Source organism: Aquincola tertiaricarbonis (assembly GCF_000969605.1).
Lineage (GTDB): Bacteria > Pseudomonadota > Gammaproteobacteria > Burkholderiales > Burkholderiaceae_C > Aquincola > Aquincola tertiaricarbonis.
In genome coordinates, this window is the sequence record NZ_JZUE01000001.1 from 431,762 (window position 1) to 454,613 (window position 22,852).

At 67.2% G+C, this 22,852-nt stretch carries 21 protein-coding genes; 16 read left to right on the plus strand and 5 right to left on the minus strand.

Features of this window, described 5'->3' with window-relative positions; all coding sequences use genetic code 11:
• Window positions 1-5 precede the first annotated feature (5 nt).
• The 6 genes from VO99_RS30050 (at window position 6) to VO99_RS02090 (ending at window position 7,325) form a co-directional block, all read left to right on the plus strand.
• Window positions 6-1,541 carry a hypothetical protein gene (locus tag VO99_RS30050; protein WP_046111101.1) on the plus strand — a complete coding sequence of 512 codons (1,536 nt, stop codon included), beginning with the start codon at window positions 6-8 and terminating at the stop codon, window positions 1,539-1,541.
• Entirely contained in the window at window positions 1,538-2,611 is a 1,074-nt protein-coding gene (locus VO99_RS30055) for a glycosyltransferase family 4 protein (protein ID WP_198156835.1), read from the plus strand. Before VO99_RS30050 ends, VO99_RS30055 begins: the two co-directional genes overlap by 4 nt.
• The gene (locus VO99_RS02075; protein ID WP_046111103.1) at window positions 2,608-3,057 is read left to right on the plus strand and encodes a glycosyltransferase family protein; all 450 of its coding nucleotides are present in this window, start codon (window positions 2,608-2,610) and stop codon (window positions 3,055-3,057) included. Before VO99_RS30055 ends, VO99_RS02075 begins: the two co-directional genes overlap by 4 nt.
• Entirely contained in the window at window positions 3,054-3,527 is a 474-nt protein-coding gene (locus VO99_RS02080) for a glycosyltransferase (RefSeq protein WP_046111104.1), read from the plus strand. Before VO99_RS02075 ends, VO99_RS02080 begins: the two co-directional genes overlap by 4 nt.
• Window positions 3,528-3,771: 244 nt before the next feature.
• A complete protein-coding gene (locus VO99_RS02085) occupies window positions 3,772-5,892 on the plus strand; it encodes a DUF1800 family protein (protein ID WP_052736032.1) in 2,121 nt (706 codons plus the stop codon).
• On the plus strand, window positions 5,889-7,325 hold the full coding sequence (locus VO99_RS02090) for a DUF1501 domain-containing protein (RefSeq protein ID WP_046111105.1): 1,437 nt from the start codon (window positions 5,889-5,891) through the stop codon (window positions 7,323-7,325). The genes VO99_RS02085 and VO99_RS02090 overlap by 4 nt, the downstream gene beginning before the upstream one ends.
• A gap of 15 nt (window positions 7,326-7,340) precedes the next feature.
• Here VO99_RS02090 and VO99_RS02095 read toward each other — a convergent pair whose 3' ends face one another.
• The 4 genes from VO99_RS02095 to VO99_RS02110 are packed head-to-tail and all read right to left on the minus strand — an operon-like array spanning window position 7,341 to window position 12,465.
• Window positions 7,341-8,798, minus strand: a complete 1,458-nt coding sequence (locus VO99_RS02095) for a mannose-1-phosphate guanylyltransferase/mannose-6-phosphate isomerase (protein ID WP_232315236.1) — start codon at window positions 8,796-8,798, stop codon at window positions 7,341-7,343.
• Entirely contained in the window at window positions 8,795-9,826 is a 1,032-nt protein-coding gene (gene galE, locus VO99_RS02100) for a UDP-glucose 4-epimerase GalE (protein ID WP_046111106.1), read from the minus strand. The genes VO99_RS02095 and galE overlap by 4 nt, the downstream gene beginning before the upstream one ends.
• A gap of 16 nt (window positions 9,827-9,842) precedes the next feature.
• On the minus strand, window positions 9,843-11,036 hold the full coding sequence (locus tag VO99_RS02105; protein WP_046111107.1) for a porin family protein: 1,194 nt from the start codon (window positions 11,034-11,036) through the stop codon (window positions 9,843-9,845).
• A 34-nt stretch (window positions 11,037-11,070) separates the two neighbouring features.
• Entirely contained in the window at window positions 11,071-12,465 is a 1,395-nt protein-coding gene (locus tag VO99_RS02110; protein WP_083440283.1) for an undecaprenyl-phosphate glucose phosphotransferase, read from the minus strand.
• Window positions 12,466-12,651: 186 nt separating this feature from the next.
• On the opposite strand from VO99_RS02110, the gene VO99_RS02115 reads away from it, so the two are divergent.
• The 8 genes from VO99_RS02115 (at window position 12,652) to clsB (ending at window position 20,455) form a co-directional block, all read left to right on the plus strand.
• Window positions 12,652-13,185 carry a hypothetical protein gene (locus VO99_RS02115; protein WP_046111108.1) on the plus strand — a complete coding sequence of 178 codons (534 nt, stop codon included), beginning with the start codon at window positions 12,652-12,654 and terminating at the stop codon, window positions 13,183-13,185.
• Between the two features lie 13 nt (window positions 13,186-13,198).
• Window positions 13,199-14,746: a ubiquinone biosynthesis regulatory protein kinase UbiB gene (gene ubiB, locus VO99_RS02120; RefSeq protein ID WP_046111109.1), complete on the plus strand. Its 1,548-nt coding sequence runs from the start codon at window positions 13,199-13,201 to the stop codon at window positions 14,744-14,746.
• Between the two features lie 75 nt (window positions 14,747-14,821).
• Window positions 14,822-15,166 carry an FmdB family zinc ribbon protein gene (locus VO99_RS02125; RefSeq protein ID WP_046111110.1) on the plus strand — a complete coding sequence of 115 codons (345 nt, stop codon included), beginning with the start codon at window positions 14,822-14,824 and terminating at the stop codon, window positions 15,164-15,166.
• Between the two features lie 23 nt (window positions 15,167-15,189).
• On the plus strand, window positions 15,190-15,918 hold the full coding sequence (locus VO99_RS02130) for a DUF502 domain-containing protein (RefSeq protein ID WP_083440284.1): 729 nt from the start codon (window positions 15,190-15,192) through the stop codon (window positions 15,916-15,918).
• A 110-nt stretch (window positions 15,919-16,028) separates the two neighbouring features.
• A complete protein-coding gene (gene aspS / locus VO99_RS02135) occupies window positions 16,029-17,822 on the plus strand; it encodes an aspartate--tRNA ligase (RefSeq protein WP_046111111.1) in 1,794 nt (597 codons plus the stop codon).
• Between the two features lie 58 nt (window positions 17,823-17,880).
• Complete coding sequence (gene nudB / locus VO99_RS02140; protein ID WP_046111112.1) at window positions 17,881-18,363, plus strand: dihydroneopterin triphosphate diphosphatase; 483 nt, start codon at window positions 17,881-17,883, stop codon at window positions 18,361-18,363.
• Window positions 18,364-18,366: 3 nt separating this feature from the next.
• Complete coding sequence (locus VO99_RS02145; protein WP_046111113.1) at window positions 18,367-19,173, plus strand: endonuclease/exonuclease/phosphatase family protein; 807 nt, start codon at window positions 18,367-18,369, stop codon at window positions 19,171-19,173.
• Entirely contained in the window at window positions 19,166-20,455 is a 1,290-nt protein-coding gene (clsB, locus tag VO99_RS02150) for a cardiolipin synthase ClsB (RefSeq protein WP_052736035.1), read from the plus strand. The genes VO99_RS02145 and clsB overlap by 8 nt, the downstream gene beginning before the upstream one ends.
• 27 nt (window positions 20,456-20,482) lie before the next feature.
• Here the strand turns inward: clsB and VO99_RS02155 are convergent, their stop codons facing one another.
• Window positions 20,483-20,884, minus strand: coding sequence for a DUF805 domain-containing protein (locus tag VO99_RS02155; protein ID WP_052736036.1), 402 nt, complete (start codon window positions 20,882-20,884; stop codon window positions 20,483-20,485).
• A gap of 72 nt (window positions 20,885-20,956) precedes the next feature.
• On the opposite strand from VO99_RS02155, the gene VO99_RS02160 reads away from it, so the two are divergent.
• On the plus strand, window positions 20,957-22,048 hold the full coding sequence (locus VO99_RS02160) for a ligase-associated DNA damage response exonuclease (RefSeq protein ID WP_046111115.1): 1,092 nt from the start codon (window positions 20,957-20,959) through the stop codon (window positions 22,046-22,048).
• 16 nt (window positions 22,049-22,064) lie between these two features.
• A complete protein-coding gene (locus VO99_RS02165) occupies window positions 22,065-22,841 on the plus strand; it encodes a hypothetical protein (RefSeq protein ID WP_046111116.1) in 777 nt (258 codons plus the stop codon).
• The last annotated feature ends 11 nt before the right edge of the window (window positions 22,842-22,852 follow it).

Sequence of the window (22,852 nt, forward strand, 5' to 3'; positions counted from 1 at the left end):
CCCGAATGAACGCAGCCATCTTGCGCCTGCCCGGAGGCGGCATCGCGCACGTCCTGGGCGTGGTGGCCATCGCCGTCGTCGTCGTGTTGCTGGGCCTGGTGCTGGGCCTCGGCACGGCCATCGGCCTGGGCATCTACCTGGTGATTTTGGTCGCACTGGTGGCCGGCATCATCGTCTTCCTGGCCAACTCGGGTCTTGCAAGCTTCAGGCATGGCGCCAACGGGGCCTTCTGGACGGCGATCATGCTGGCCGGGGCGGTCAACTTCATGACCACGTTCGCGCCGGTTCGCCTGAACGGCCTGATGGAGCTGTGGCTGTTGTGTATGGTGCCGCTGATTCTGATGGCACTGCCGCAGGCGCTGCGCAGTTCGCCGGCGCTGCGTTGGATGGCGCTGCTGTTCGTGCTCGCCGCCGTGGTGGCCGTGCTCGGGACGGCGCTGTCGCCTTACCGGCATTCGAAGGCGGCTGCATACCAGTTCGCCTATAACCTGAAATGGCCCTTGATGCTCGCGCTGGGCTTCCGCGTGTGCTGGCAGCAAGCCGACCACGCCAGGCTGCGCTGGCTTTCGCTGGTGTATGCGGCGCTGGCGGCTTCGTTCCTGCTGCTCGAGCTGGGTGCGCCCGGGCTGTTCAGATCGCTGGCGCGCAATGTCACGGAGTTTCAGCACACCTCCAACCCGCTGCTCGGTGGCCTGGGATGGCGCATGACGGGGCCGTTCGTGCACAGCAGCGTGCTGGCCTACTTCTCGGGCTTCTTCCTGCTGCTCCTGGCCGTGCAGTGGCGTGGCGGCGTGATCAGCCTGTGGCGTATGGTGGTCTTCGGCATGCCCTTGTGGCTGCTGGTCATGGCCAGCGGCCAGATGCAGGAGGCACTTGCCACGGTGCTCGGCATCGGCCTGGTAGTGCTGTCCTTCCGCGCCCGCAGCCTGTGGGGCATCGCAGGCTGGCTGACGGTGGCCACGCTGCTTGCGGCCGTCGTGATCCTCACCTTCGTAGGACCGGACCGTCTGTACGACGTGGCGTCGGAGTGGGGCCTGGTCACCGGGGTGAAGTCGATCGTCTCGGCGCGACCGGTGCTTTATGCCGATTCGTTCAAGGTGGCCAACGACTTCTGGCCGCTGGGCAGCGGCTTGGGGACCTTCGGCGGCGTCGGCGCCCAGATGTTCAATCGAGAGCTGTTTTCGGCGCTCGGCTACGGCACGTTCTGGTGGTACCGGATGGACATCTTCCTGCTGGACACTTATTGGCCGAATTTCATCGCCGAGTTCGGCTGGATCGGCTTCCTGCTGCTGGCCGCGATCCCTGTGCTGGCCATGATCCTGAGCCTCTACCGCATGATCAAGGCGCCGACGATACAGGTGAAGGTGTTCTGGGGCTACGCGTTCTGCGGGCAGTTCCTGCCCCTGATGGTGTCGCTCACCTCGCCCATCTACTCCGACCCCGATATGAGCGCTTTCGCACTGATGATGCTGGGCATGGCCCACATGTACGAGGCCAAGGTCAAAGCGCAGGCGCGGCAGTCGCAAGGGCAGCACGCGTGAAGCCCGGTCAACGCCTGCTCATGATTTGCACCGGCGCCAAGGGTGGGATGCGCTCCGTGGTCGACGGTTACCGTGAAAGCGGCATCTTCGACCGCTGGGCGGTCGAACGGATCGAGCCGCATGCGGAGGGTTCGTTGTCGCAGCGGCTGCGCATGGCGCTGACGGCCTACCGTCGTTGCGTGCAGCTCGTCGCCCGCAGGCAGGTCGCGCTGATGCATGTGCACGCCGCGATGCGCGGCAGCTTCTGGCGCAAGAGCGTCTTCGTCTGGATCGCCCGGCTGGCCGCCATTCCGGTCATCCTGCACCTGCATGGCTCCGAGACGGTCAAGTTCATGGACGGTCAGCGCAAGCCGGTGCGCAGGCTGATCCGCGCCAACCTGGAGGCCGCTTCGCGCGTGGTAGTTCTGTCTCCGCGTTGGCGCAGCTACATCGCGACGGTGGCGCCGCGGGCGCGCATCGAGGTGCTCGCGAACTATGTGCGTGTGCCACCTTACCGCGCCCCGCGTGCGCCGGACGGCACCTTTCGTTTGCTGTTCCTGGGTGCGGTCGGCACGCGCAAGGGCATCTATCCGCTCATCGAAGCCGTGGCCGAAGCCGCCCGTATCACCGGACTGAAGTTCGAACTCGTCGTCGGCGGCGACGGCGAGATCGAACAGGCGCGCGAGCATGCACGCCGTTTCGGCGTCGAAGCGCTGGTTCGTTTCGAAGGCTGGGTCGGCGGCGAAACCAAGCTGCGCCTGCTGCGCGAGGCCGATGCCTACGTGCTGCCGTCGTTTAACGAGGGGCTGCCGATGAGTCTGCTCGAAGCGATGGCCGAGAGCCTGCCGGTGGTGTCGACCACGGTTGGGGGCATTCCGGACCTGATCAACAGCGGGGTCGACGGATGGCTGATCGAACCTGGCGATGTGGCCGCGCTGGCGCGTGTGCTCGCCACGCTGGCAAGCGACGCGACCTTGCGTGCCGACGTGGCTGCACGCGGCTGGCAGCGTGTGTCGAGCGAGTTCTCCGAGGTGGCCGTGGTGCCACGCTTGGAGGCGGTGTACCAAGAGCTCACGGAAGGGCGTGGATGAAGAACTTGAAGGTGGCCGCAGTGGCTTCCGCAGGCGGCCATTGGGTGCAGTTGCTTCGGCTCACGCCGGCGTGGGAGGGCGCGCGCGTCTTCTACATCACCACGGCGGAGGGTGCGCAATCGGTCGACGGCGGGCCCGTGCTGAGGGTGGCCGATGCCAATCGCTGGGACAAGCTGAAGCTAGTCAAGATGTTCCTGCAGGTGCTGGTGATCGTTCTGCGCGAGCGCCCCGACGTGGTCATCACGACGGGCGCGGCTCCCGGGCTGGCCGCGATCGCCGCCGGGCGTTTGGTGGGCGCCCGTACCGTATGGATCGACAGCATCGCCAACAGCGAGGAACTGTCCGGCTCGGGCAAGCTCGCCAGGCGGATCTCGTCCTTGTGTCTGACGCAGTGGGAGCATCTGGCCGAGCCGGGTGGGCCGTCGCATTGGGGAGGTGTGCTGTGATCCTGGTGACCGTCGGAACGCAGCTGGCGTTCGATCGTCTCGTCGGTGCCATTGACGACTGGTCGGCTGGCCAGTCGGAAGAAGTGGTGGCGCAAGTCGGGCCCAGCCAATTGGACATCAAACACCTCAAGGCGCAGCCCTTCGTTTCCGCATCGGAGATGGAAGCCTTGTTCTCGCGGGCACGGATCGTCGTGGCGCATGCGGGCATGGGGTCCATCCTGAGCGCGCTCAAGCATCGCAAGCCCATCATCATCGTGCCGCGCAAGGCATCCTTGGGCGAGCACCGCAACGAGCACCAGTTGGCCACCGCGCGCTGGATGCAGAACCGGCCCGGTGTGCGGGTCGCCTGGGAGCCGCAAGAGGCTCTGGAACTGCTCGAAGCAGGTGGCGCGTCGCAAACGGACATCGATTTGCCGCAGTTTGCCCAGCCGGAGTTCGTGGCGCGGCTCAGAAAATGGATTTCTGAATGACGGCCTTTGTTCGCGGTATGGAGCAAGCGATATTCCAAGCGGCGAGATATAGGCGCTCGCCGCTGGCGCCAAACCGCGGAAAAAATACCGCTGCGCGTAAGATACATCTTACACACTTGGATACATAGAGGTACTTACTGTAATGGTTTGAGTTCGTTGGCGTGCTCAAGCGGATCGAGGTAGACCCGATAAGAAAGCTAGCTGCAGTCTCTCGCTGCAACCTAGTTCACCTACCTGTCCAAACATGACCAGCCATCAATCAAACGCCGCGTCCCGCCTGCTCGGACGCGCGACGCTGCCGGTGCTGCTGATGGCAGCCACCGCCACCCAGCCGCTTCACGTCCAGGCGCAGGAAGCGGCCGCAGGCACCACCTTGACGGTGCGAGCCAGCGGCACGCTGGCCGTCAACGTCGGCCCCCGGATGGAGGTCCGCGTGAATGGCGAAAGCGTGGGTGTGGTGGAAGTTCGCTCGCAGACGCTGGCCAGTTACCGCTTCCCGGTGACGTCACTGCCGGCGGGTGCCGAAGTCGACATCGTCTTCACCAATGACGGCTCGACATCCACGGAGGACCGCAACCTCTATGTGGCGTCGATCGATGACGGCATGACGACGGTGCAGGCCAGCGCCCCTATCGTCCGCTACGACAAGGGTAAGGGACTGCTCGCGTTCGACGGCGTCGACGTCGTGGCAGGGCGCGAGAACATGGCCTGGAACGGCGCGTTGCGCCTGTCATGGCCCAGCGCGGAAGCCAAGAGCGTGGCTGCGCAAAGCGCGTCTTACGATGCAGCCAGATTCCTCAGTCAGGCGACCTTCGGACCGACGGCCGCTGAGATCAAGCGGCTGAGCGGTATTTCCTATTCGACGTGGCTCGATGAGCAGATGCGCATGCCGTCGTCGCCGGAATTCGTGAAGGGCATCCAGGCGAAATTCGACAAGGGCGAAGACTATCTGCCCGGCGGCAAGAAGTTCAGCCATGAGTGGAACGAGTACACGTTTTGGCGAACTGCAGCAAAGTCGCCCGACCAACTGCGCCGCCGGGTTGCCTATTCGCTGCACCAGATTTTTGTCACCTCTCTCATGGATTCGGGTGGCTTGGCGCATCCCAGGGCGTTCGCAAATTATTGCGACATGCTGAACCGCCTGGCGTTTGGAAATTTCCGGACGATGATCGAGGAGATTGCGCTCAGCCCTGCCATGGGCTACTACCTGTCGCATATCCGCAACCTGAAGGAGGATCCTGCGCTGGGGCGGTTGCCCGACGAGAACTTCGCACGCGAACTGATGCAGCTCTTCACCATCGGGCTGTACGAGCTGAACGTGGATGGGAGCCGCAAGCTCTATGGCGGCAAGCCGATCGAAACCTACAACAACGACGACGTGATGGCCTTGGCCAAGGTTTTCACGGGTTGGTCCTGGGGTTTCGACGACAGTCAGCTTACTCTCGCCAACTTCAAGTACGGAATCCCGAACTATGCAGCTGGCGACACCAGCGACCTGCAACGGATGAAGCCCTATCCGGGCATGACATCGACGGCGGCCAAGACGCTGTTTGCAGGAAAGCCGAACGCAGTCACCATCCCCGAGGGAGCCGGCGCCGCCGAGGGTTTGAAGATGGCATTGGATGCGCTGTTCATGCATCCGAACGTCGGGCCGTTCATCGGGCGTCAGCTGATCCAGAAGCTGGTCACCAGCAACCCGAGCCCAGCCTACGTTGCGCGGGTCGCCAAGGTTTTCAACAACAACGGAAAGGGCGTACGCGGGGACATGGCGGCAGTCGTGCGAGCGATCCTGCTCGACGCCGAAGCGCGGCAACTGCCGACCGCCGATGGCGGCAAACTGCGTGAGCCGGTGCTCCGGATGACGAACTGGATCCGGGCGTTCAATGCGAACTCTGTTTCGGGTGAATTCACCATCACCAACGAGCTGCAACGCCTGGGCCAGCGCCCGCTGTATTCACCGAGCGTATTCAGCTTCTACCGACCTGGCTATGTGCCGCCGACCGGTGCGTTCGCCCGCGACGGACTGACCTCGCCCGAACTGCAGATCGTCAACGAAACCACCGTCGCAGCCTGGATCAACCAGGTCGAACAACTGATGAGTGTGGGTGCCGGCTGGTATGGCAACGGGCGCGACGTCACCACGGGCTATCAAGCCGAGTTGAAGCTGGCCGCTGCCGATCCAACGCAGCTCGTCGAGCATGTCAGTTTGCTGCTTTACGCCGGCCGCATGTCGGGCAACCTGCGAAACACGATTTTGGAAGCCGTTCAAGGCGTCAGCGCCTCGTCGAGCAACAAGAATCTGGATCGCGCCCGGCTTGCCGTTTTCCTGGCCATGGTTTCTCCTGAATATCTGGTGCAAAAATGAACTCGTTCAACGCTTCTCGCCGCAAGTTCGTCGCTGCGGCAGCCGGGATTTCGACCATTGCCGCGCGCACGGGGGCAACCGGTGGCAACGCCTTCGCACTGAGCCTTGGATCATTGGGCGCTCTGGCCGCGCACAATTCGGCGCATGCCGATGACGGCACCGGGTACAAGGCCCTGGTCTGCCTCTACATGCATGGGGGCAACGACTCGCACAACTGGGTGGTTCCTGTCGACGCGGATGGCTATGCGGAGTACGCAGCGGCGCGGTCTTCCATAGCGCTGGCGCGATCAGGGCTGCAGCCTATCGGCCTGAAGACGTCCCAGGGGTCCGGGCGCGAGTTCGGTATGCCCAGCGCCTTGGCGCCCCTGCGTTCGCTGTACGACGCTGGGGAGGCGGCAATAGTTGCAAATGTCGGCACGCTGGTCAGGCCAACGACGAAGGCCCAATTCGTTGCCGGTGCGGGGTTGCCTGCGAAGCTTTTTTCGCACAACGACCAGATGTCCACGTGGCAATCGTTGTCGCCTGAAGGGGCACGTTCGGGCTGGGGTGGTCGCATGGGAGATCTGTTCGCTTCCGGCAACGCGCACCCGGTGTTCACTGCAATCTCCGCGAGCGGCAACGCCGTCTTCCTGGCGGGCAACTCGACTACGCCTTACGAGGTCAGCGTCGACGGCGCAGTGAAGGTCAAATCCCTGGACTACAAGGCGCCGATGGCTTCGATGACGGCCGGCGCAAGTCTGCGCCGCTTGTTGACCGATCCAGGCTCTGGGCGCATCCAGGCCGAGTACAGCCGGATCGTGCAGCGCTCAATGGATACGTACTCATCGATGGCAAGTGCCCTGGCGTCCACGCCTGCGATCCCAATTCCCCGGACTGCCATTTCGGCGGGCAGCGGGCCCGCCAGCACGCTTGACCAAGACGGCCTTGCCCAGCAGCTGCAGATCGTCGGCCGCATCATCATGGCCCAGTCGGCACTGGGTATGCGACGGCAGGTTTTCATGGTTTCAATCGGCGGCTTCGACACGCACGCCAATCAGCTCCGCTACCACCCGGCGCTGATGCAGCGTGTGGCCGGCGCCATTGACTACTTCACGCGTGCAATGAGGATGGCAGGCTTGTCAGACAACGTTACGCTGTTCACCGCGTCCGATTTCGGACGGGCGCTGCGCAGCAATGGATCCGGCTGCGACCATGGGTGGGGCAGCCACCACTTCGTGGTGGGCGGCGCTGTGAAGGGCGGCAACATCTACGGACGCATGCCCCAGACCGCATTCGGCACCGAGGACGAAGTGGGCTCAGGACGTTTGTTGCCCGGCATCTCCGTCACGCAGTACGCAGCCACATTGGGCCGCTGGATGGGCTTGTCGAGCAGCGACCTGGCGACGGTGTTGCCCGGCCTAGAGAACTTCGCGGCAGGCCCAGCCTTTATCTGAACAGTGCGGCGCGGCTCAGCCGCGCCCGTAGGTATCCTCGAATCGAACGATGTCGTCCTCGCCAAGGTAGCTGCCCGACTGCACCTCGATGATCTCCAGCGGTACCTTACCGGGATTGGCGAGCCGATGCGTCTCGCCAAGCGGGATGTACGTGCTCTGGTTCTCGGTCAGGATGATCACCTTGTCGCCGTTCGTGACTTCGGCTGTACCCGTCACCACGATCCAGTGTTCCGCGCGATGGTGGTGCATCTGCAGGCTGAGGCTAGCGCCAGGCTTGACCATGATGCGCTTGACCTGGAAGCGCGGGCCCTGATCGATGCTGTCGTACCAGCCCCACGGCCTGTGCACCTTGCGATGAGCGGTGTGCTCGGCACGCTGCTCGGTGGTAAGGCGGGCTACGATCTTCTTGACGTCCTGGCTGCGGGAGCGGTCGGCCACCAGCACGGCGTCGGGTGTCTCGACGACCACGATGTCATCCAGACCGACCACGCCCACAAGCCGGCTGGTGGCGTGCACGAGGACATTGCGGCTGTCGGCCAGCACGGCGTCGCCTACGCAGCAGTTGCCTGCGTCATCTTTGTGGCCGACCTGCCAGACGGCGTCCCAGGCGCCGAGATCGTTCCAGCCAGCGTCGAGTGGCACCATGCTGATGCCCGCGGCGCTGCCCGGGCATTTCTCCATCACGGCAAAGTCCACCGACTCGGCAGGCACGGTTGCGAACTCGGCCGCGCCGGGGCGCACGAACAGGTCGTCGGTCGTCCGCGCGGCCCACGCGGAGCGCGTCGCGTCGGCGATGTCGGGGCGAAAGCGGTCGAGCGCCGCCATCCACGCCGACGCACGCAGCACGAACATGCCGCTGTTCCAGTAGTAACCGCCCTCGGCGATGTAGCGCTGCGCGGTCTCGAGATCGGGCTTCTCCACGAAGCGCTCTACGGCCGTGACCGCTTCTGGGCCGCTTGCCTTGATGTAGCCGTAGCCGGTCTCGGCCCGGTCGGGCGTGACGCCGAGGATGACGATGGTTCCGTCGGCAGCCGCTTCCACCGCCTGCTGCAATGCTGCGCGGAACGCAGCGCCATCGATTACGGTCTGGTCGGCGGGCGTGACGACCAGGACCGGGTCGTCACCCGCCTCGAGCGCCTTCAGTGCCGCCAGCGTCAGCGCCGGTGCCGTGTTGCGCCCGGCGGGTTCGAGCACCACCGCGCCGGCCTTTGTCTTCAGTTCCCGCAGTTGGTCGAGCACGAGGAAGCGGTGTTCTTCGTTGCCGACCACCAGCAGCGGGTTCACGGTCAGGCCATTGCCCGCGAGTGCTTCGAGGCGCGAGACGGCCTGCTGGAACAAGCTCGAATTGCCCGACAACACCAGAAACTGCTTGGGATAGCCGGTGCGCGACAGCGGCCATAGCCGCGTGCCTGAGCCGCCCGCCATGACGACGGGGGTGAAGCTGAGGGTGGCAGTGGTATCGGGGTGGTTCATGCAGTCGGGTGGTCGGGCGCGAAGCCGTTGGGATTGAGTCGCTGCCAGCGCCAGCTGTCTTCGCACATGCGCGCCAAATCGTGCTTGGCCGTCCAGCCGAGCAGTTCATGGGCGAGGGCCGGATCGGCGTAGCAAGCGGCAATGTCGCCGGGCCGGCGCGCGACAAGCTCGTACGGAACGGGCCGGCCGCTGGCCTTCTCGTAAGCGGCGACGAGTTCGAGCACACTGTAGCCGCGCCCGGTGCCCAGGTTGACCGTGAACGAGCCAGTGCGCTCGAAAAGGCGGGCGAGTGCCGCAACGTGCCCTTCGGCCAAGTCGCTGACGTGAATGTAGTCGCGCACACCCGTGCCGTCGGGCGTTGGGTAGTCGTTGCCGAACACCTGCAGCGCGGCGCGCTTTCCCACTGCGACCTGGGCAACAAAGGGCATCAAGTTGTTGGGAGTACCTCGTGGGTCCTCTCCGATGCGGCCGCTCTCGTGCGCGCCGACCGGGTTGAAGTAGCGCAGCACTGCGGTCTGCCATGCCGGTTCGGCAGCACCGACGTCCGAAAGGATCTGTTCACCCATCAACTTCGTCTGGCCGTACGGGTTGGTGGCCTGCAGGCGCGCGCCTTCGCCGATGGGCAAGGACTCCGGGTCCCCGTAGACAGTCGCGCTGCTGCTGAAAACGAACCGGTGCGTGCCGCTGCGGCGCATGGCGTCGCACACCGTCAGCAGGCCGCCCAGGTTGTTGGCGTAGTAGGCAACCGGCCGGGCTGTGGATTCGCCGACGGCCTTGAAAGCAGCGAAGTGCATGACGGCGTCAATGCGATGACGCGAAAACACGCCGTCGACGAACTGCGCGTCGGTGACGCTGCCCTGCTCGAATGTAGGTGGCTCGCCCGACAACTCACGCAGCCTGTCGAGCACGACGAACGAACTGTTGGAGAAATCATCGACGCCTACGACGCTGAATCCGCCAGCGCGCAACGCCAGCCAAGTGTGCGAGGCAATGTATCCCGTGGCGCCGGTGAGCAGAACGGTGGGCATCGAACAGAGATCCGGATCAGAGTTGAAGGGCGAACTGCCCGAAGCAGCCGAAGCTGTTGCTGTCGTAGGAAAAGGTCCCGCCACCGGATGCCGACCGAGACTCCCGCCCCAGGTCACAGCCGAGCGTGACGGAGCGCGTCGGCATCCACTTCAGGCCCGCAGAGACAAACGTGGTGCGATCGCGCCCGTCGTCGACAACGAGCGGCGAGTTTTCGGCAGCCCTGCGATCCAGATTGCGCCGCACGAAGCGCACGCCCGCATCCGCTGTCACTTTCGATGACACCTCGTAGAACGCCTTGATGGACGCCGAGGTGCTGATCCGGCTGTTCACCAGTTGTTGGTCTGCAACGCTCGTGACGAGGCTGATTTCCTCGCCGGTGTCGCGCGCGATGCTGCTGACGAAGCGCAGCTTGCCGGTGGGGCGCCAATCCCAGTCGATCTGGCCGGTGACGCCGCTGAAATCGGCCGTCGATACCGCAGAGTGGCTGGTGTCGCTGAGGCTGATGCGGCCCTTTACCTGGCTGGCGCCGCTGGGCGTCCAAGTGGCGGTGAAGTCGATGTCGCGGCGATCGTAGTCGTCCGGCGTGGCGCGGTCTTCGTAACTCCCCTTGGTGAAACGGGCGGCGACGCCGGCGCTCAGCGCGCCACTGAAGCGATATCGGCCACCGAGCGACACTGCGTTCTGACTGAAGTTGCGGCCCTCGTAGGCTGCCAGAGAATAGTCGACCGTCCGATGCGTGTAGATCGCCTCGGCGGTCAACCGCGTCACTACGCCCACGCGCACGGCAGAAGAGAACTTCCAATCGCGCAAGGTGTTCTTCTCGCTGCTGACACCGTTGTCGTACCGGGCCAGGCTCTGGTTGCCGTTCAGCTCGACGTTGCCCGAGATCCGCTCGATCGTGGCCCAGTCAACGCCGGCCCGAAGACCGTAGCCCGTGTTGTTGAGGCTGCTGGTGTCGGCAAACCGGTTGGCGCTGACCGTCGCGTTGCCGTACACCCGCTGCCGGCCGATCATCTGGTCGACGCCGCCGAACAAGGCCGTCGACGAGATCGTGTCCGACACCTTGTTGTCTCGCGATCGGTAGACGTTCGACTCATGGGTGAACGTCTGCGACACGCCAATGTAGTACGGCGTGCTCTGTGCATGCACGCTGCCCGCGGCGCAGAGCGCGGCGGCGAGGGGGAGCAATCTCTGGGGCCGCAGCACCATGGCGGTTCTCCTTCTGATGTCGTCGTTCTTGGGTTCAGTACGCATTGCGGTCGAACAGCATGACCCGCACGGTGCGCACGATGATCTGCAGGTCCAGGCCCAGCGTCCAGTTGCGCAGGTATTCCAGGTCGTACTCCACCCGCTGCTGCATCTTCTCGATCGTCTCGGTCTCGCCGCGCAGGCCGTTGACCTGGGCCCAGCCGGTGATGCCCGGCTTGACCTTGTGGCGCACCATGTAGGCCTTGATCAGCTTGCGGTATTCCTCGTTGTGGGCCACCGCATGCGGGCGCGGCCCGACGATGCTCATGCGGCCCTGCAGCACGTTGATGAACTGCGGCAGTTCATCGAGCGAGGTCTTGCGGATGAACGCGCCGAACGGCGTAATGCGTGGGTCGCCGCGCTGGGCCTGCTTGACCACCGTGCCGTTGTCCATCGCCCGCATCGAGCGGAACTTGTAGACGATGATCTCCTCGCCATCCAGGCCGTTGCGGCGCTGCTTGAAGATCACCGGGCCGGGGGAACTGAGTTTCACGCCGATGGCCAGGCCGATGAGGATCGGCGAGATCAGCACCAGGATGATGGACGCCAGCACGATGTCGCTGATGCGCTTGACCAGCTCGTTGGTGCCGGTGAAGGGCGTCTCGCAGATGCCCACCACCGGAATGCCGTTCATGTCCTGCAGGCGCCCCTGGATGATGCTGATGCCGAACACGTCGGGCACGAAGAAGATGGAAGCGGTGGTGCCTTGCACGCTCTCCAGCAGCTGCAGGATGCGCGGCTGCGAGCCCAACGGCAGCGTGATGTAGACCTCCTTGATGCCGTGCTCGTGCACATAGGGCGCCAGCGCGGCCAGGCGGCCGAGCAACTGGCCGGCGGCACCGCCGTCCACACGCTCGTCGGCACGGTCGTCGAAATAACCGACGAAGTCGCTGCCCTGGTCCCGGTTTTCCATCAGGGCGCGCGCCACCTTCACGCCCAGCGGGCCGGCGCCCACCACCACCGCCTTGCGCCGGGCTTCGGGTTGCGCGGCATGGCGGCGCAGCACGTTGCGCCCCGCCACCACCGCCAGCCACTGCACCACCGGCGTGATGACGGCCCAGGCGATCAGCACCCGCTCCTCGAAGTAGCCGAAGCTCTTGGTGGCGTAGCCGCACAGCGCCAGGATGGCCAGCAGCGTGATCCACGAGCTGAAGATGTCGGTGGCCGCGGCGATGCCGGCGTCCTTGAAACGGTTGCGGCCCGGGAAGGTGAGCGCGAACACCAGCAGGCACAGCACCAGGTCGGCGCGACCAACGTCCACGTCGAACGCAGTGGTGGCAATCAGCAGCACCAGCACCGTGATCACCGGCTCCATGAAGGCCGCGATGAACGAGGTGACGGACTGCGGTGCGCTGTAGAACCTTCTCGTGTAGCTGCGGTCTTCGAACATGTTGGGATGGTCTGGGGGGGGCGGCTCAAGGCACGCGCGCTGCGCGCTTGCCGCTCTACCGGTGCGAGTGGGTGACGACTCGCTCTTCGTCCTTCACCGGCCAAAAAACATTCTCGCTCAATTCCTTGACGGTTCTGCCTCCACCTGTAGCCGGGGGTTGACCGCGGCGCTCCCTACAATCGAAGGATGTTTCAGAGCCTTCAAGCCCTTCTTGCCCCGGCGCTGGTTGAACGTGTCGTGCTGATGCTCAACCATGTGCTGTCCGCCGAGCCGGTGGCCACCGAGCGCCTGCGCCAGCACGTGGGGCGCACGATTGGCGTGCAGTGGCGCGAGTGGCCGCGTTTCATGCCCGCTCCGCCCGTACTTTTGTTTCACATCAGTGCCGCCGGCCTGCTGGAGTGGACGCCTGATGCCGGCGCGCCGGAGCTGGCCGACCTGACGGTGTGCGTGGACGCCAGCCGACCGCTGGAGCTGCTGGGCCAGCTGGCGCAGGGCGGCCGGGTGCCGATGGAAGTGCAGGGCGACGCCGCCCTGGCGGCCGACGTCAACTGGCTGGTGGACAACGTGCGTTGGGACATCGAGGCGGACCTGGCCCGCGTGATCGACCCGCGCCTGGCGCACGAGGTGGCCACCGTCGGCCGCGGCCTGGCGCGCGGCCTGAAACTGGCCGTGGGCACCGGCGCCCAGTGGGCCGCGCGCTGGCGCGCGGGGCGCCTGTGAGCGCGGCCGCCCGATGAGGCGCCTGGCCAGGCTGCTGCTGATCGTCGTCACGCTGCTGCGCTTCGGGGTGGACGACATCGCCCTGTCGGGCTTCCGGCAGGGCTGGGTGCGCTGGATCGCGCGCATCGTGACGCTGGGGCGCCGCTTCGACGCGCCACGCGGCGCGCGGCTGCGCATGGCGCTGGAACGCCTGGGGCCGATCTTCGTGAAGTTCGGGCAGGTGCTGTCGACCCGCCGCGACCTGCTGCCGCGCGACGTGGCCGACGAGCTGGCCAAGCTGCAGGACGACGTACCGCCGTTTCCTGGCGAACTGGCGATGTCGCTGGTGGAGCGGGCGCTGCGCAAGCCGCTGTCTGCCGCATTCTTGCACTTCGATCCCGAGCCGGTGGCCAGCGCGTCGATTGCGCAGGTGCACTTCGCCACGCTGCTATCCGGCCGCGAGGTGGCGGTGAAGGTGCTGCGCCCGGGCATGCTCGACGTGATCGAGGACGACCTGGCCCTGCTGCACCGCCTCGCGCGCTGGGTGGAACGCGTCAGCGTGGACGGCAAGCGGCTGAAGCCCCGGGAAGTGGTGGCGGAATTCGACATCTACCTGCATGACGAGCTGGACCTGATCCGCGAGGCCGCGAATGCGGCCCAGCTGCGGCGCAACATGCAGGATCTGGGCCTGTGCATGGTGCCGGAGATGGTGTGGGACCTGTGCACCCCCACGGTGATGGTGATGCAGCGCATGCACGGCGTGCCCATCAGCCAGGTGGAGCGTCTGCGCGACGCCGGCGTGGACATCAAGAAGCTGGCGCGCGACGGCGTCACCATCTTCTTCACCCAGGTGTTCCGCGACGGCTTCTTCCACGCCGACATGCACCCCGGCAACATCCAGGTGAGCCTGGCGCCGATGACTTTCGGCAACTACATCGCGCTCGATTTCGGGATCATCGGCACGCTCACCGAGAACGACAAGGAATACCTGGCGCAGAACTTCATCGCCTTCTTCCGCCGCGACTACAAGCGCGTGGCCGAGTTGCATGTGGAAAGCGGCTGGGTGCCGGCGGATACCCGCATCGACGCGTTGGAAAGCGCGATCCGCGCGGTGTGCGAGCCGCACTTCGACCGCCCGCTGAAGGACATTTCGCTGGGCCAGGTGCTGATGCGGCTGTTCCAGACCTCGCGCCGCTTCAATGTGGAAATCCAGCCGCAGCTGGTGCTGCTGCAGAAGACGCTGCTGAACGTGGAAGGCCTTGGGCGCCAGCTCGACCCCGACCTCGACCTGTGGGCTACCGCCAAGCCCTTCCTCGAGCGGTGGATGAACGAGCAGATCGGCTGGCGCGGCTTGGTGGAGCGGGTGAAGAACGAGGCGCCGCGTTATGCGCAGCTGCTGCCCGAGCTGCCGCGGCTGCTGCACCAGAGTCTGAAGGCCACCGCCCATGCCGACGAGGCGCGTGCGCTGCGCGACCTGGTGGCCGAGCAGCGGCGCACCAATCGGCTGCTGCTGGCCGTCATCTGGGGCGGCATCGGCTTCGGCATCGGCGCGCTGGGGGTGCAGCTCGCACACCAGCTGTAGGCGCCGGGGGCTGCTCGACCGTTAGAATCGCGGGTTCCGTTTTTTGCGTCGAAGCGCTCATTTCAAGGGTTTGTCATGCCGATCTACGCCTATCGCTGTGCCGAATGCGGCCATACGAAAGACGTGCTGCGCAAGCTGTCCGACCCGCCGCTGACCACTTGCCCCGCCTGCGGCGCGCAGGCGTTCGAAAAGCAGGTCACGGCTGCCGGTTTCCAGCTGAAGGGTTCGGGCTGGTACGTCACCGATTTCCGCAACGGCTCGAGCGGCACCACGAAGCCGGCCGTGTCGGCGGGCGAGGGTGCTCCCGCCGCCGCCGCTGCGCCTGCCGCTGAGGCCGCCAAGCCGGCCGCCGCGCCCGCCGCGGCCGCGCCGTCCTCGTCCGGTGGCAGCACCGGCGGTGGCGGCAGCGACGCCAGCTGAGCGTCGCGTCCCGAAAGCCTGCCTTGAAAAAGTACCTGCTCGCCGGCCTCCTGGTGTGGCTGCCGATGGCGGTCACCGTGTGGGTGCTGCACGCCGTGCTCGGCCTGATGGACGGCGTGTTCGGCTGGATCCTCAGCACCACGCAGGCGGTGCTGCCGACCGGGCTGCACGGCCCGATCGAGACGCTGCGCGACATTCCCTTCCTCGGCCTGTTCGTGGTGGTGGTGCTGCTGCTGCTGACCGGCGTGTTCGCCACCAACTTCGCCGGCCAGTGGGCGCTGCGCCAGGGCAGCCGGGTGCTGCACCGCATCCCCATCGTCAAGTCGATCTACAGCTCGGTCAAGCAGGTCTCCGACACGCTGTTCTCCAGCAACGGCAATGCCTTCCGCGAAGCCGTGCTGGTGCAGTACCCGCGCGCCGGCGCCTGGACCATCGCCTTCATCACCGGCCGCCCGGGCGGCGAGGTGGCCGCGCGGCTGTCGGGCGAGCATGTGAGCCTGTACGTGCCCACCACGCCCAATCCCACGTCGGGCTTCTTCCTGATGGTGCCGCGCAGCGAGGTCATCGCCCTGCGCATGAGCGTGGACGAGGCGCTGAAATACATCATCTCGATGGGCGTGGTGGCGCCGCCGCTGTCGGCCTCCGCGCTGCCGGTGGTGCCGCCGGTGCCCCCCGTGCCGCCGGTGGCGGTGCTGTCGTCCACGCCGGCCGAGCCGCCCGCGCCCGAGGTGGAGCGAAATCTGGCGGGCTGAGCGCCTGGCAAGCGCCCAGCCCCTGCGGTCCACCGCCGCCAGAGCCTCACTTCCTGCCTTTGGGCGCCGACGCGCCCGCCAGAACCGCCAAGCATTCCGGAGAGATCTTTATGAGAACCACCTACTGCGGCCTCGTCAGCGAAGGCCTGATGGGCCAGACCGTGACCCTCATGGGCTGGGCCCACCGCCGCCGCGACCATGGCGGCGTCATCTTCATCGACCTGCGCGACCGCGAGGGCGTGGTGCAGGTGGTGTGCGACCCCGACCGCGCCGACATGTTCAAGACGGCCGAGGGCGTGCGCAGCGAGTTCTGCCTGAAGGTGGTGGGCCTGGTGCGCCCGCGCCCGGCCGGCACCGAGAACGCCAACCTCACCAGCGGCAAGATCGAGGTGCTGTGCCATGAGCTGGAGGTGCTGAACCCCAGCGTGACGCCGCCGTTCCCGCTGGACGACGAGAACCTGTCCGAGACCACCCGCCTGACGCACCGCGTGCTGGACCTGCGCCGCCCGCTGATGCAGAACAACCTCATCCTGCGCTACCGCGTGGCGATGGAGGTGCGCAAGTACCTGGACGAAAACGGCTTCATCGACATCGAGACGCCGATGCTCACCAAGAGCACGCCCGAGGGCGCGCGCGACTACCTGGTGCCCAGCCGCGTCAACGACGGCATGTTCTTCGCGCTGCCGCAGAGCCCGCAACTGTTCAAGCAGCTGCTGATGGTGGCCGGCTTCGACCGCTACTACCAGATCACCAAGTGCTTCCGCGACGAGGACCTGCGCGCCGACCGCCAGCCCGAGTTCACGCAGATCGACCTGGAGACCTCCTTCCTGACCGAAGGCGAGATCCGCACGATCACCGAGAACATGATCCGCCAGGTGTTCAGGAAGACCATCGGCATCGAGCTGCCCGAGTACCCGGTGATGACGTATGCCGAGGCGATGCACCGCTTCGGCTCCGACAAGCCCGACCTGCGCGTGGGCCTGGAATTCACCGAGCTGACCGAGGTGATGAAGGACGTCGACTTCAAGGTGTTCTCCACCCCCGCCACCACCAAGGGCGGCCGCGTGGTGGCCCTGCGCGTGCCGGGCGGCGGCGAGATGAGCCGCGGCGAGATCGACGGCTACACCGAGTTCGTGAAGATCTACGGCGCCAAGGGGCTGGCCTGGATCAAGGTCAACGACCTGGCGAAGGGCCGTGAAGGCCTGCAGAGCCCGGTGGTGAAGAACCTGCACGATGCCGCGCTGGCCGAGGTGCTCAAGCGCACCGGCGCGCAGAACGGCGACCTGCTGTTCTTCGGCGCCGACAAGGCCAAGGTGGTGAACGACGCCATCGGCGCGCTGCGCGTGAAGATCGGCCACAGCGAGTTCGGCCGCGCCAAGGGCCTGTTCGAGGACCGCTGGGCGCCGCTGTGGGTGGTCGACTTCCCGATGTTCGAGCACGACGAGGAAGGCGACCGCTGGGTGGCGGTGCACCACCCGTTCACTGCGCCGAAGGACGGCCATGAAGACCTGATGGACACGGCGCCCGATCAGTGCATCGCCAAGGCCTACGACATGGTGCTCAACGGCTGGGAGCTGGGTGGCGGCTCGGTGCGTATCCACCGCGCCGAGGTGCAGAGCAAGGTGTTCAACGCGCTGAAGATCGGGCCCGAGGAAGCGCAGCTGAAGTTTGGCTTCCTGCTGGACGCGCTGCAGTACGGCGCGCCGCCGCACGGTGGCCTGGCCTTTGGCCTGGACCGCCTGATCACGCTGATGACCAAGGCCGAGTCGATCCGCGACGTGATCGCCTTCCCCAAGACCCAGCGTGCCCAGGACCTGCTGACCGGTGCCCCCGGCCCGGTGGACGAGAAGCAGCTGCGCGAGCTGCACATCCGCCTGCGCAACAACCAGCCGGCGCAGGCCTGAGCGTCCCGCCCGGCGGCGGAGTGGCTAGACTGGCCGCTCCGCCCGCCTCTCCACGCCGATGCCTCCCACTGCCGCCGAGACACCGCGTCCGTTCAAGATCCCCGAATCGGTGCTGGTGGTGATCCACACGCCGGCGCTGGAGGTGCTGCTGATCGAGCGGGCCGACAAGCCCGGCTTCTGGCAAAGCGTCACCGGCTCCAAGGACACGCTGGACGAGCCGCTGGCCGAGACCGCGGTGCGCGAGGTGTTCGAGGAAACCGGCATCGTCATCGGCAGCGACAGCGTGCCGCTGAGCGCGCTGCGCGACTGGCAGCTGGCCAACCTGTACGAGATCTACCCGGTGTGGCGGCACCGCTATGCACCGGGCGTGACGCAGAACACCGAGCATGTCTTCGGCCTGCGCGTGCCCGCGGGCATACCCATCACCCTGAGCCCGCGTGAGCACACCGCGCTGGCCTGGCTGCCCTGGCAGGAAGCGGCCGATCGCTGCTTCTCGCCCAGCAATGCCGAGGCCATCCTGCAACTGCCGCGTTTTGCCTGAAGGATGACGCTCAAACCGCTGCAGTCCACGCTGTTGCCACCGGCCAGCTCGCTCGGCCGGCTGCGGACGGCCACCTACAACATCCACAAGGGCGTGCGTGGCGTCGGCCCGCTGAAGCGGCTGGAGATCCACAACCTGGGCCAGGGCGTGGAGGCGCTGGACGCCGACATGGTGTTCCTGCAGGAAGTGCGGCTGTTCAACCACCGCGAGGCCCGCGCCTTTGCCCGCACCTCCTTCGGCTGGCCGGAAGGCGGCCAGGCCGACTTCCTGGCGCCGCAGGGCTACGAGGTGGCCTACCGCACCAACGCCATCACGCGCGACGGCGAGCATGGCAATGCGCTCCTGTCGCGCTGGCCCATCGGCGACATCGGCCACCACGACGTCAGCGATCACCGCTTCGAGCAGCGCGGCCTGCTGCATGTGCCGGTGCACTGGAACGGCCTGACGGTGCACACCATCACCGTGCACCTGGGCCTGATGCATGCCAGCCGGGTGCGCCAGGCGCGGCGGCTGGCCGAGTACATCGCGGCCGCGGTGCCGGCCGATGCGCCGGTGGTGGTGGCTGGCGACTTCAACGACTGGGGCGAGAAGCTCGACGGCCCGATGGCCGACTGCGGCCTGCTGCGCGCCCGCGAGGCCGGCGCGCGCGAGGCCAAGTGCCTCACCTTCCCGTCGCGGGTGCCGGTGTTCGCGCTCGACCGCTTCTACACCCGCGGGCTGGCCTGCCGTTCCACCTTCGTGCCGCGTGGTGGCGGCTGGGCCCGCATGTCGGATCATCTGCCGCTGGTGGCCGAGTTCGACCTTGCCTGATCCCCGCCCCCACGAAGACCCGCTGCACTGGTACAGCCTGCCGCGGGCCCTGTTCACCGGCGGCAACGAGGTGGAACTGTTGCGCGGTGGCGACATGCTTTTCCCGGCCATGTGCGAGGCCATCGGCCGCGCGATGCACGAGGTGTGGCTCGCCACCTACATCTTCCATGACGACAGCGCCGGCCAGTGCGTGATGGAGGCGCTGGAGGCCGCCGCCCGGCGCGGCGTGCGGGTGCGGGTGGTGGTGGACGGCTTCGGCTCCGCCGCCGCGCTGCCGGTGCTGCGCCAGCGGCTGGAATCGGCCGGCGTCGGGCTGGTGGTATACCGGCCGATGGCGGGCTGGCGCTCCTGGATGCAGCCCGACCAGTTCCGCCGGCTGCACCAGAAGCTGTGCGTCGTGGATTCCGGCGTGGGCTACGTCGGCGGCATCAACGTGCTGGACGATCGCCACGACCTGGGCCACGGCACGTTGGATGCGCCGCGGCTGGACTTTGCCGTCCGGGTGCAGGGCCCGGTGGTGCTGCCCATCGAGCACACGGTGCGCGCGGTGTGGACACGCGCCGCCTTCGGCCGTGACTGGCGCGACGAAGCCATGGCCGCCGCGCGCAGCCCCCAGCCGGTGCAGCGGGTGCGCGAGATCGTGCGCCGCATGCGGCTCGGGCCGCCGGTGCGGGCCTCGGCCGTGCCGCCGCTGCACAGCCTGCCGCCGGTGCGCGCGGCCTTCGTCGTGCGGGACAACCTGCGCCAGCGCCGGGCCATCGAACGCGCGTACATCGACGCCTTCCGCCAGGCGCGCGAGCGCATCGACCTGGTGTCGCCGTACTTCTACCCCGGCCTGCAGTTCCGGCGCACGCTGCGCAATGCGGCGCGCCGCGGCGTGAAGGTGCGGCTGCTGCTGCAGGGCCGGCCCGACTACCGTTTTGCCGCGCTGGCCGCCAGCGTGCTGTATGCGGAGCTGCTGGCCCAGGGCGTGCGCATCTACGAATACATGCCGGCCTTCCTGCATGCCAAGGTGGCGGTGGTGGACGACCACTGGGCGACGGTCGGCAGCTCTAACATCGATCCGCTGTCGCTGCTGCTCAACCTGGAAGCCAACGTCGTGGTGCACGACCGGGCCTTTGCCAGCGGGCTGGCGGCGCAGTTCGACGAGGCCGTGGCCGCCTCGCGGGAGGTGACCGCGCCATCGGTGCGCCGCGGCGTGTGGGCCAATGTGCAGCGCGGTTTCGTGGCCGGCTGCGCGCGGCTGTACCTGCGTGTGGGCGGCATCACCGGGCTGTACTGACCCGAGTCGGCCCGGCCGGGGCCGGCGTCAGAAGCGCTCGGTCAGGTCGTCGCCGAAGCGGTTGGCGCCGCGGGTGCCGCGGCGCAGTCCGTTGTCGATCAGCGCCCACAGCCAGCCGATCAGCGGCACCAGGGTGATGAAGACCCACCAGCCGGACTTGTCGCGGTCGTGCCAGCGCTTGACCGACACCGCCACCACCGGCCACAGCAGCAGCAGGTTCACCAGCTCGTCCGTCTGCTGCGCGCCCATTCCCACGATGCGCAGCAGCACCGTGGCCAGCGCACCCATGCCGATGGGCGCCAGCACGCCATACAGCCACCAGACCTTGCGCGGCACGCGCCCGCGCAGGCTGAACAGGATCTGCAGCGGCGTCATCGGCTCCTCGCCAAGGCGCAGCGGGGTCGGCAATGTGGGTTCCAAAGTGGTCATCGGGGCGTCAACGAGCGGTTTCAGTATCCCATCGTCACCAAGCGGCGGCTGCTTCGTCGTCACAATGCGACGATGCACGACGACTTGGTGGTGGCCACGCCCGATGGCCTGTATTGCCCGCCGGGGGACTTCCACATCGACCCCTGGCGGCCGGTGTCGCACGCCATCGTCACCCATGCCCATGCCGACCATGCGCGCCGTGGCCACGCTCACTACCTGGCCTCGCACGACAGCGCCGGCGTGCTGCGCTCCCGCCTGGGCGAGGACATCGACCTCCAGACGCTGGGCTGGGGCGAGGCGGTGGAACACCGCGGCGTGCGCATCAGCCTGCACCCGGCCGGGCATGTGCTGGGTTCGGCCCAAGTGCGGCTGGAGCACCGCGGCCGCGTCTGGGTGGCCTCGGGCGACTACTTCGTCGCTGGCGACACCACGATGCACGGCCAGGGCCCCGGCGACCTGAACGCCACCTGCGCGCCGTTCGAGCCGGTGCGCTGCGACTGCTTCATCACCGAATCCACCTTCGGCCTGCCGATCTACCGCTGGCCCACGCAGGTGAGCCTGTTCGACGACATCAACCGCTGGTGGGCCGCGAATGCCGAGGCCGGCCGCGCGAGCCTGCTGATGGGCTACAGCTTCGGCAAGGCCCAGCGCATGCTGGCGGGGGTCGATCCGTCCATCGGGCCCATCGTGGTGCATGGCGCGGTGGAGACGCTCAACGTCGCCTACCGCGCCGCCGGCGTGCCGCTGCCAGCCACCTTTGCGGCCACCGAGCTGCCCAAGGCAGAGATGCGCCGGGCGCTGGTCATCGTGCCGCCTTCGGTGCAGGGCTCGCCCTGGCTGCGCCGCTTTGGCGACTACAGCGATGCCTTTGCCAGCGGATGGATGCAGTTGCGCGGCGCGCGGCGTCGTCGCTCGGTGGACCGCGGCTTCGTGCTCAGCGACCATGCCGACTGGCCGGGCCTGCAGCGCGCCATCGCCGCCACCGGCGCCCAGCGCGTGATCGTCACCCATGGCTACGAGGCGGTGATGGTGCGCTGGCTGCAGGAGCAGGGCCTGGACGCCGGCGCCTTCCGCACCGAATACGGCGACGATGCGCTGGAGGAGCCGGGCGCCGCCACCGAGCAGCCCACCCCGGCCACGGCCGACACACCGGCCGAAGCCTGATCCACTCTTGCAAGCCATGGACCGCGACGACGACCTGGACCCGACCCGCGTGCTGGACGGCTGGCGCGCCGACCGCGGCAACCGCCCCACCGATGCCGAGCTGATGCGCCTGCTGGACGGGTGGCAGCCGGGCGGTGTGCCGGGCCGCGGCGCCGCGCAGGAGCCGCCCTCGCTGCGACTGCCGCGCCTGCAGCCGGTGCTGGACGCGCCCGTCGCCGCGGTCGAGCTGGATGCCGTCGGCCGCAAGGTGGCGCGCCGGGCCGCCCGCTGGGCCGCGACCGAGGTCACGGATGTCGAGCTGGACTGGCAGCCCGCGCCGCAGGTGGCTCCGGTGGTCACCCACCCGCGGCTGTTGGCGCAGTGGCAGCCCGGGGCCTGGGTGGCGGCCGTCAAGCAGGTGGCGGCGGCCAGCACCGAGGTGCGCGACGGCCCTTCCGGCCCGGTGGTGGAAACCTTCGGCGCGCTGCGGCTGCTGGCCTGGTGGCCGCCAGCCGAGGCCGGTGCGCCGCTGGACCGCTGGCCGCAACGCGCCCTGCTGCAGGCGGTGGAGCCCGAGCGGCTGCCGGAAGCGCTGCTGGCCCCGCTGCCGGCGCAGGCCAGCGTCTGGTGTGTCGGCGAGGCCGCCGACTGGGGCCTGATCGGCCAGATCGTGCTGCTGCACGACACCAGCGTGCAGGGCAAGAGCTTCGAGGCGCTGCAGGCCTTCGTCGATGCCGAACGCGAGGCGCAGTTCAGCCGCCTGAACGACGGCTACCACCGCCCGGCCGCCGGTCAGCCCGTCGAGCAGCACTGAGCAGGCCCGCG

What these genes read in the sequence shown, in the direction of transcription:
- VO99_RS02160 (WP_046111115.1), top strand. Translation starts at nt 20,957, where the DNA reads ATGCACGACGACTTGGTGGTGGCCACGCCCGATGGCCTGTATTGCCCG.
- VO99_RS02090 (WP_046111105.1), top strand. Translation starts at nt 5,889, where the DNA reads ATGAACTCGTTCAACGCTTCTCGCCGCAAGTTCGTCGCTGCGGCAGCC.
- VO99_RS02155 (WP_052736036.1), bottom strand. Translation starts at nt 20,884, where the DNA reads ATGACCACTTTGGAACCCACATTGCCGACCCCGCTGCGCCTTGGCGAG.
- VO99_RS02085 (WP_052736032.1), top strand. Translation starts at nt 3,772, where the DNA reads ATGACCAGCCATCAATCAAACGCCGCGTCCCGCCTGCTCGGACGCGCG.
- ubiB (WP_046111109.1), top strand. Translation starts at nt 13,199, where the DNA reads ATGAGGCGCCTGGCCAGGCTGCTGCTGATCGTCGTCACGCTGCTGCGC.
- nudB (WP_046111112.1), top strand. Translation starts at nt 17,881, where the DNA reads ATGCCTCCCACTGCCGCCGAGACACCGCGTCCGTTCAAGATCCCCGAA.
- VO99_RS02115 (WP_046111108.1), top strand. Translation starts at nt 12,652, where the DNA reads ATGTTTCAGAGCCTTCAAGCCCTTCTTGCCCCGGCGCTGGTTGAACGT.
- VO99_RS02110 (WP_083440283.1), bottom strand. Translation starts at nt 12,465, where the DNA reads ATGTTCGAAGACCGCAGCTACACGAGAAGGTTCTACAGCGCACCGCAG.
- VO99_RS02145 (WP_046111113.1), top strand. Translation starts at nt 18,367, where the DNA reads ATGACGCTCAAACCGCTGCAGTCCACGCTGTTGCCACCGGCCAGCTCG.
- VO99_RS02125 (WP_046111110.1), top strand. Translation starts at nt 14,822, where the DNA reads ATGCCGATCTACGCCTATCGCTGTGCCGAATGCGGCCATACGAAAGAC.
- aspS (WP_046111111.1), top strand. Translation starts at nt 16,029, where the DNA reads ATGAGAACCACCTACTGCGGCCTCGTCAGCGAAGGCCTGATGGGCCAG.
- VO99_RS02105 (WP_046111107.1), bottom strand. Translation starts at nt 11,036, where the DNA reads ATGGTGCTGCGGCCCCAGAGATTGCTCCCCCTCGCCGCCGCGCTCTGC.
- VO99_RS02095 (WP_232315236.1), bottom strand. Translation starts at nt 8,798, where the DNA reads ATGAACCACCCCGATACCACTGCCACCCTCAGCTTCACCCCCGTCGTC.
- VO99_RS02075 (WP_046111103.1), top strand. Translation starts at nt 2,608, where the DNA reads ATGAAGAACTTGAAGGTGGCCGCAGTGGCTTCCGCAGGCGGCCATTGG.
- VO99_RS02165 (WP_046111116.1), top strand. Translation starts at nt 22,065, where the DNA reads ATGGACCGCGACGACGACCTGGACCCGACCCGCGTGCTGGACGGCTGG.
- VO99_RS30050 (WP_046111101.1), top strand. Translation starts at nt 6, where the DNA reads ATGAACGCAGCCATCTTGCGCCTGCCCGGAGGCGGCATCGCGCACGTC.
- galE (WP_046111106.1), bottom strand. Translation starts at nt 9,826, where the DNA reads ATGCCCACCGTTCTGCTCACCGGCGCCACGGGATACATTGCCTCGCAC.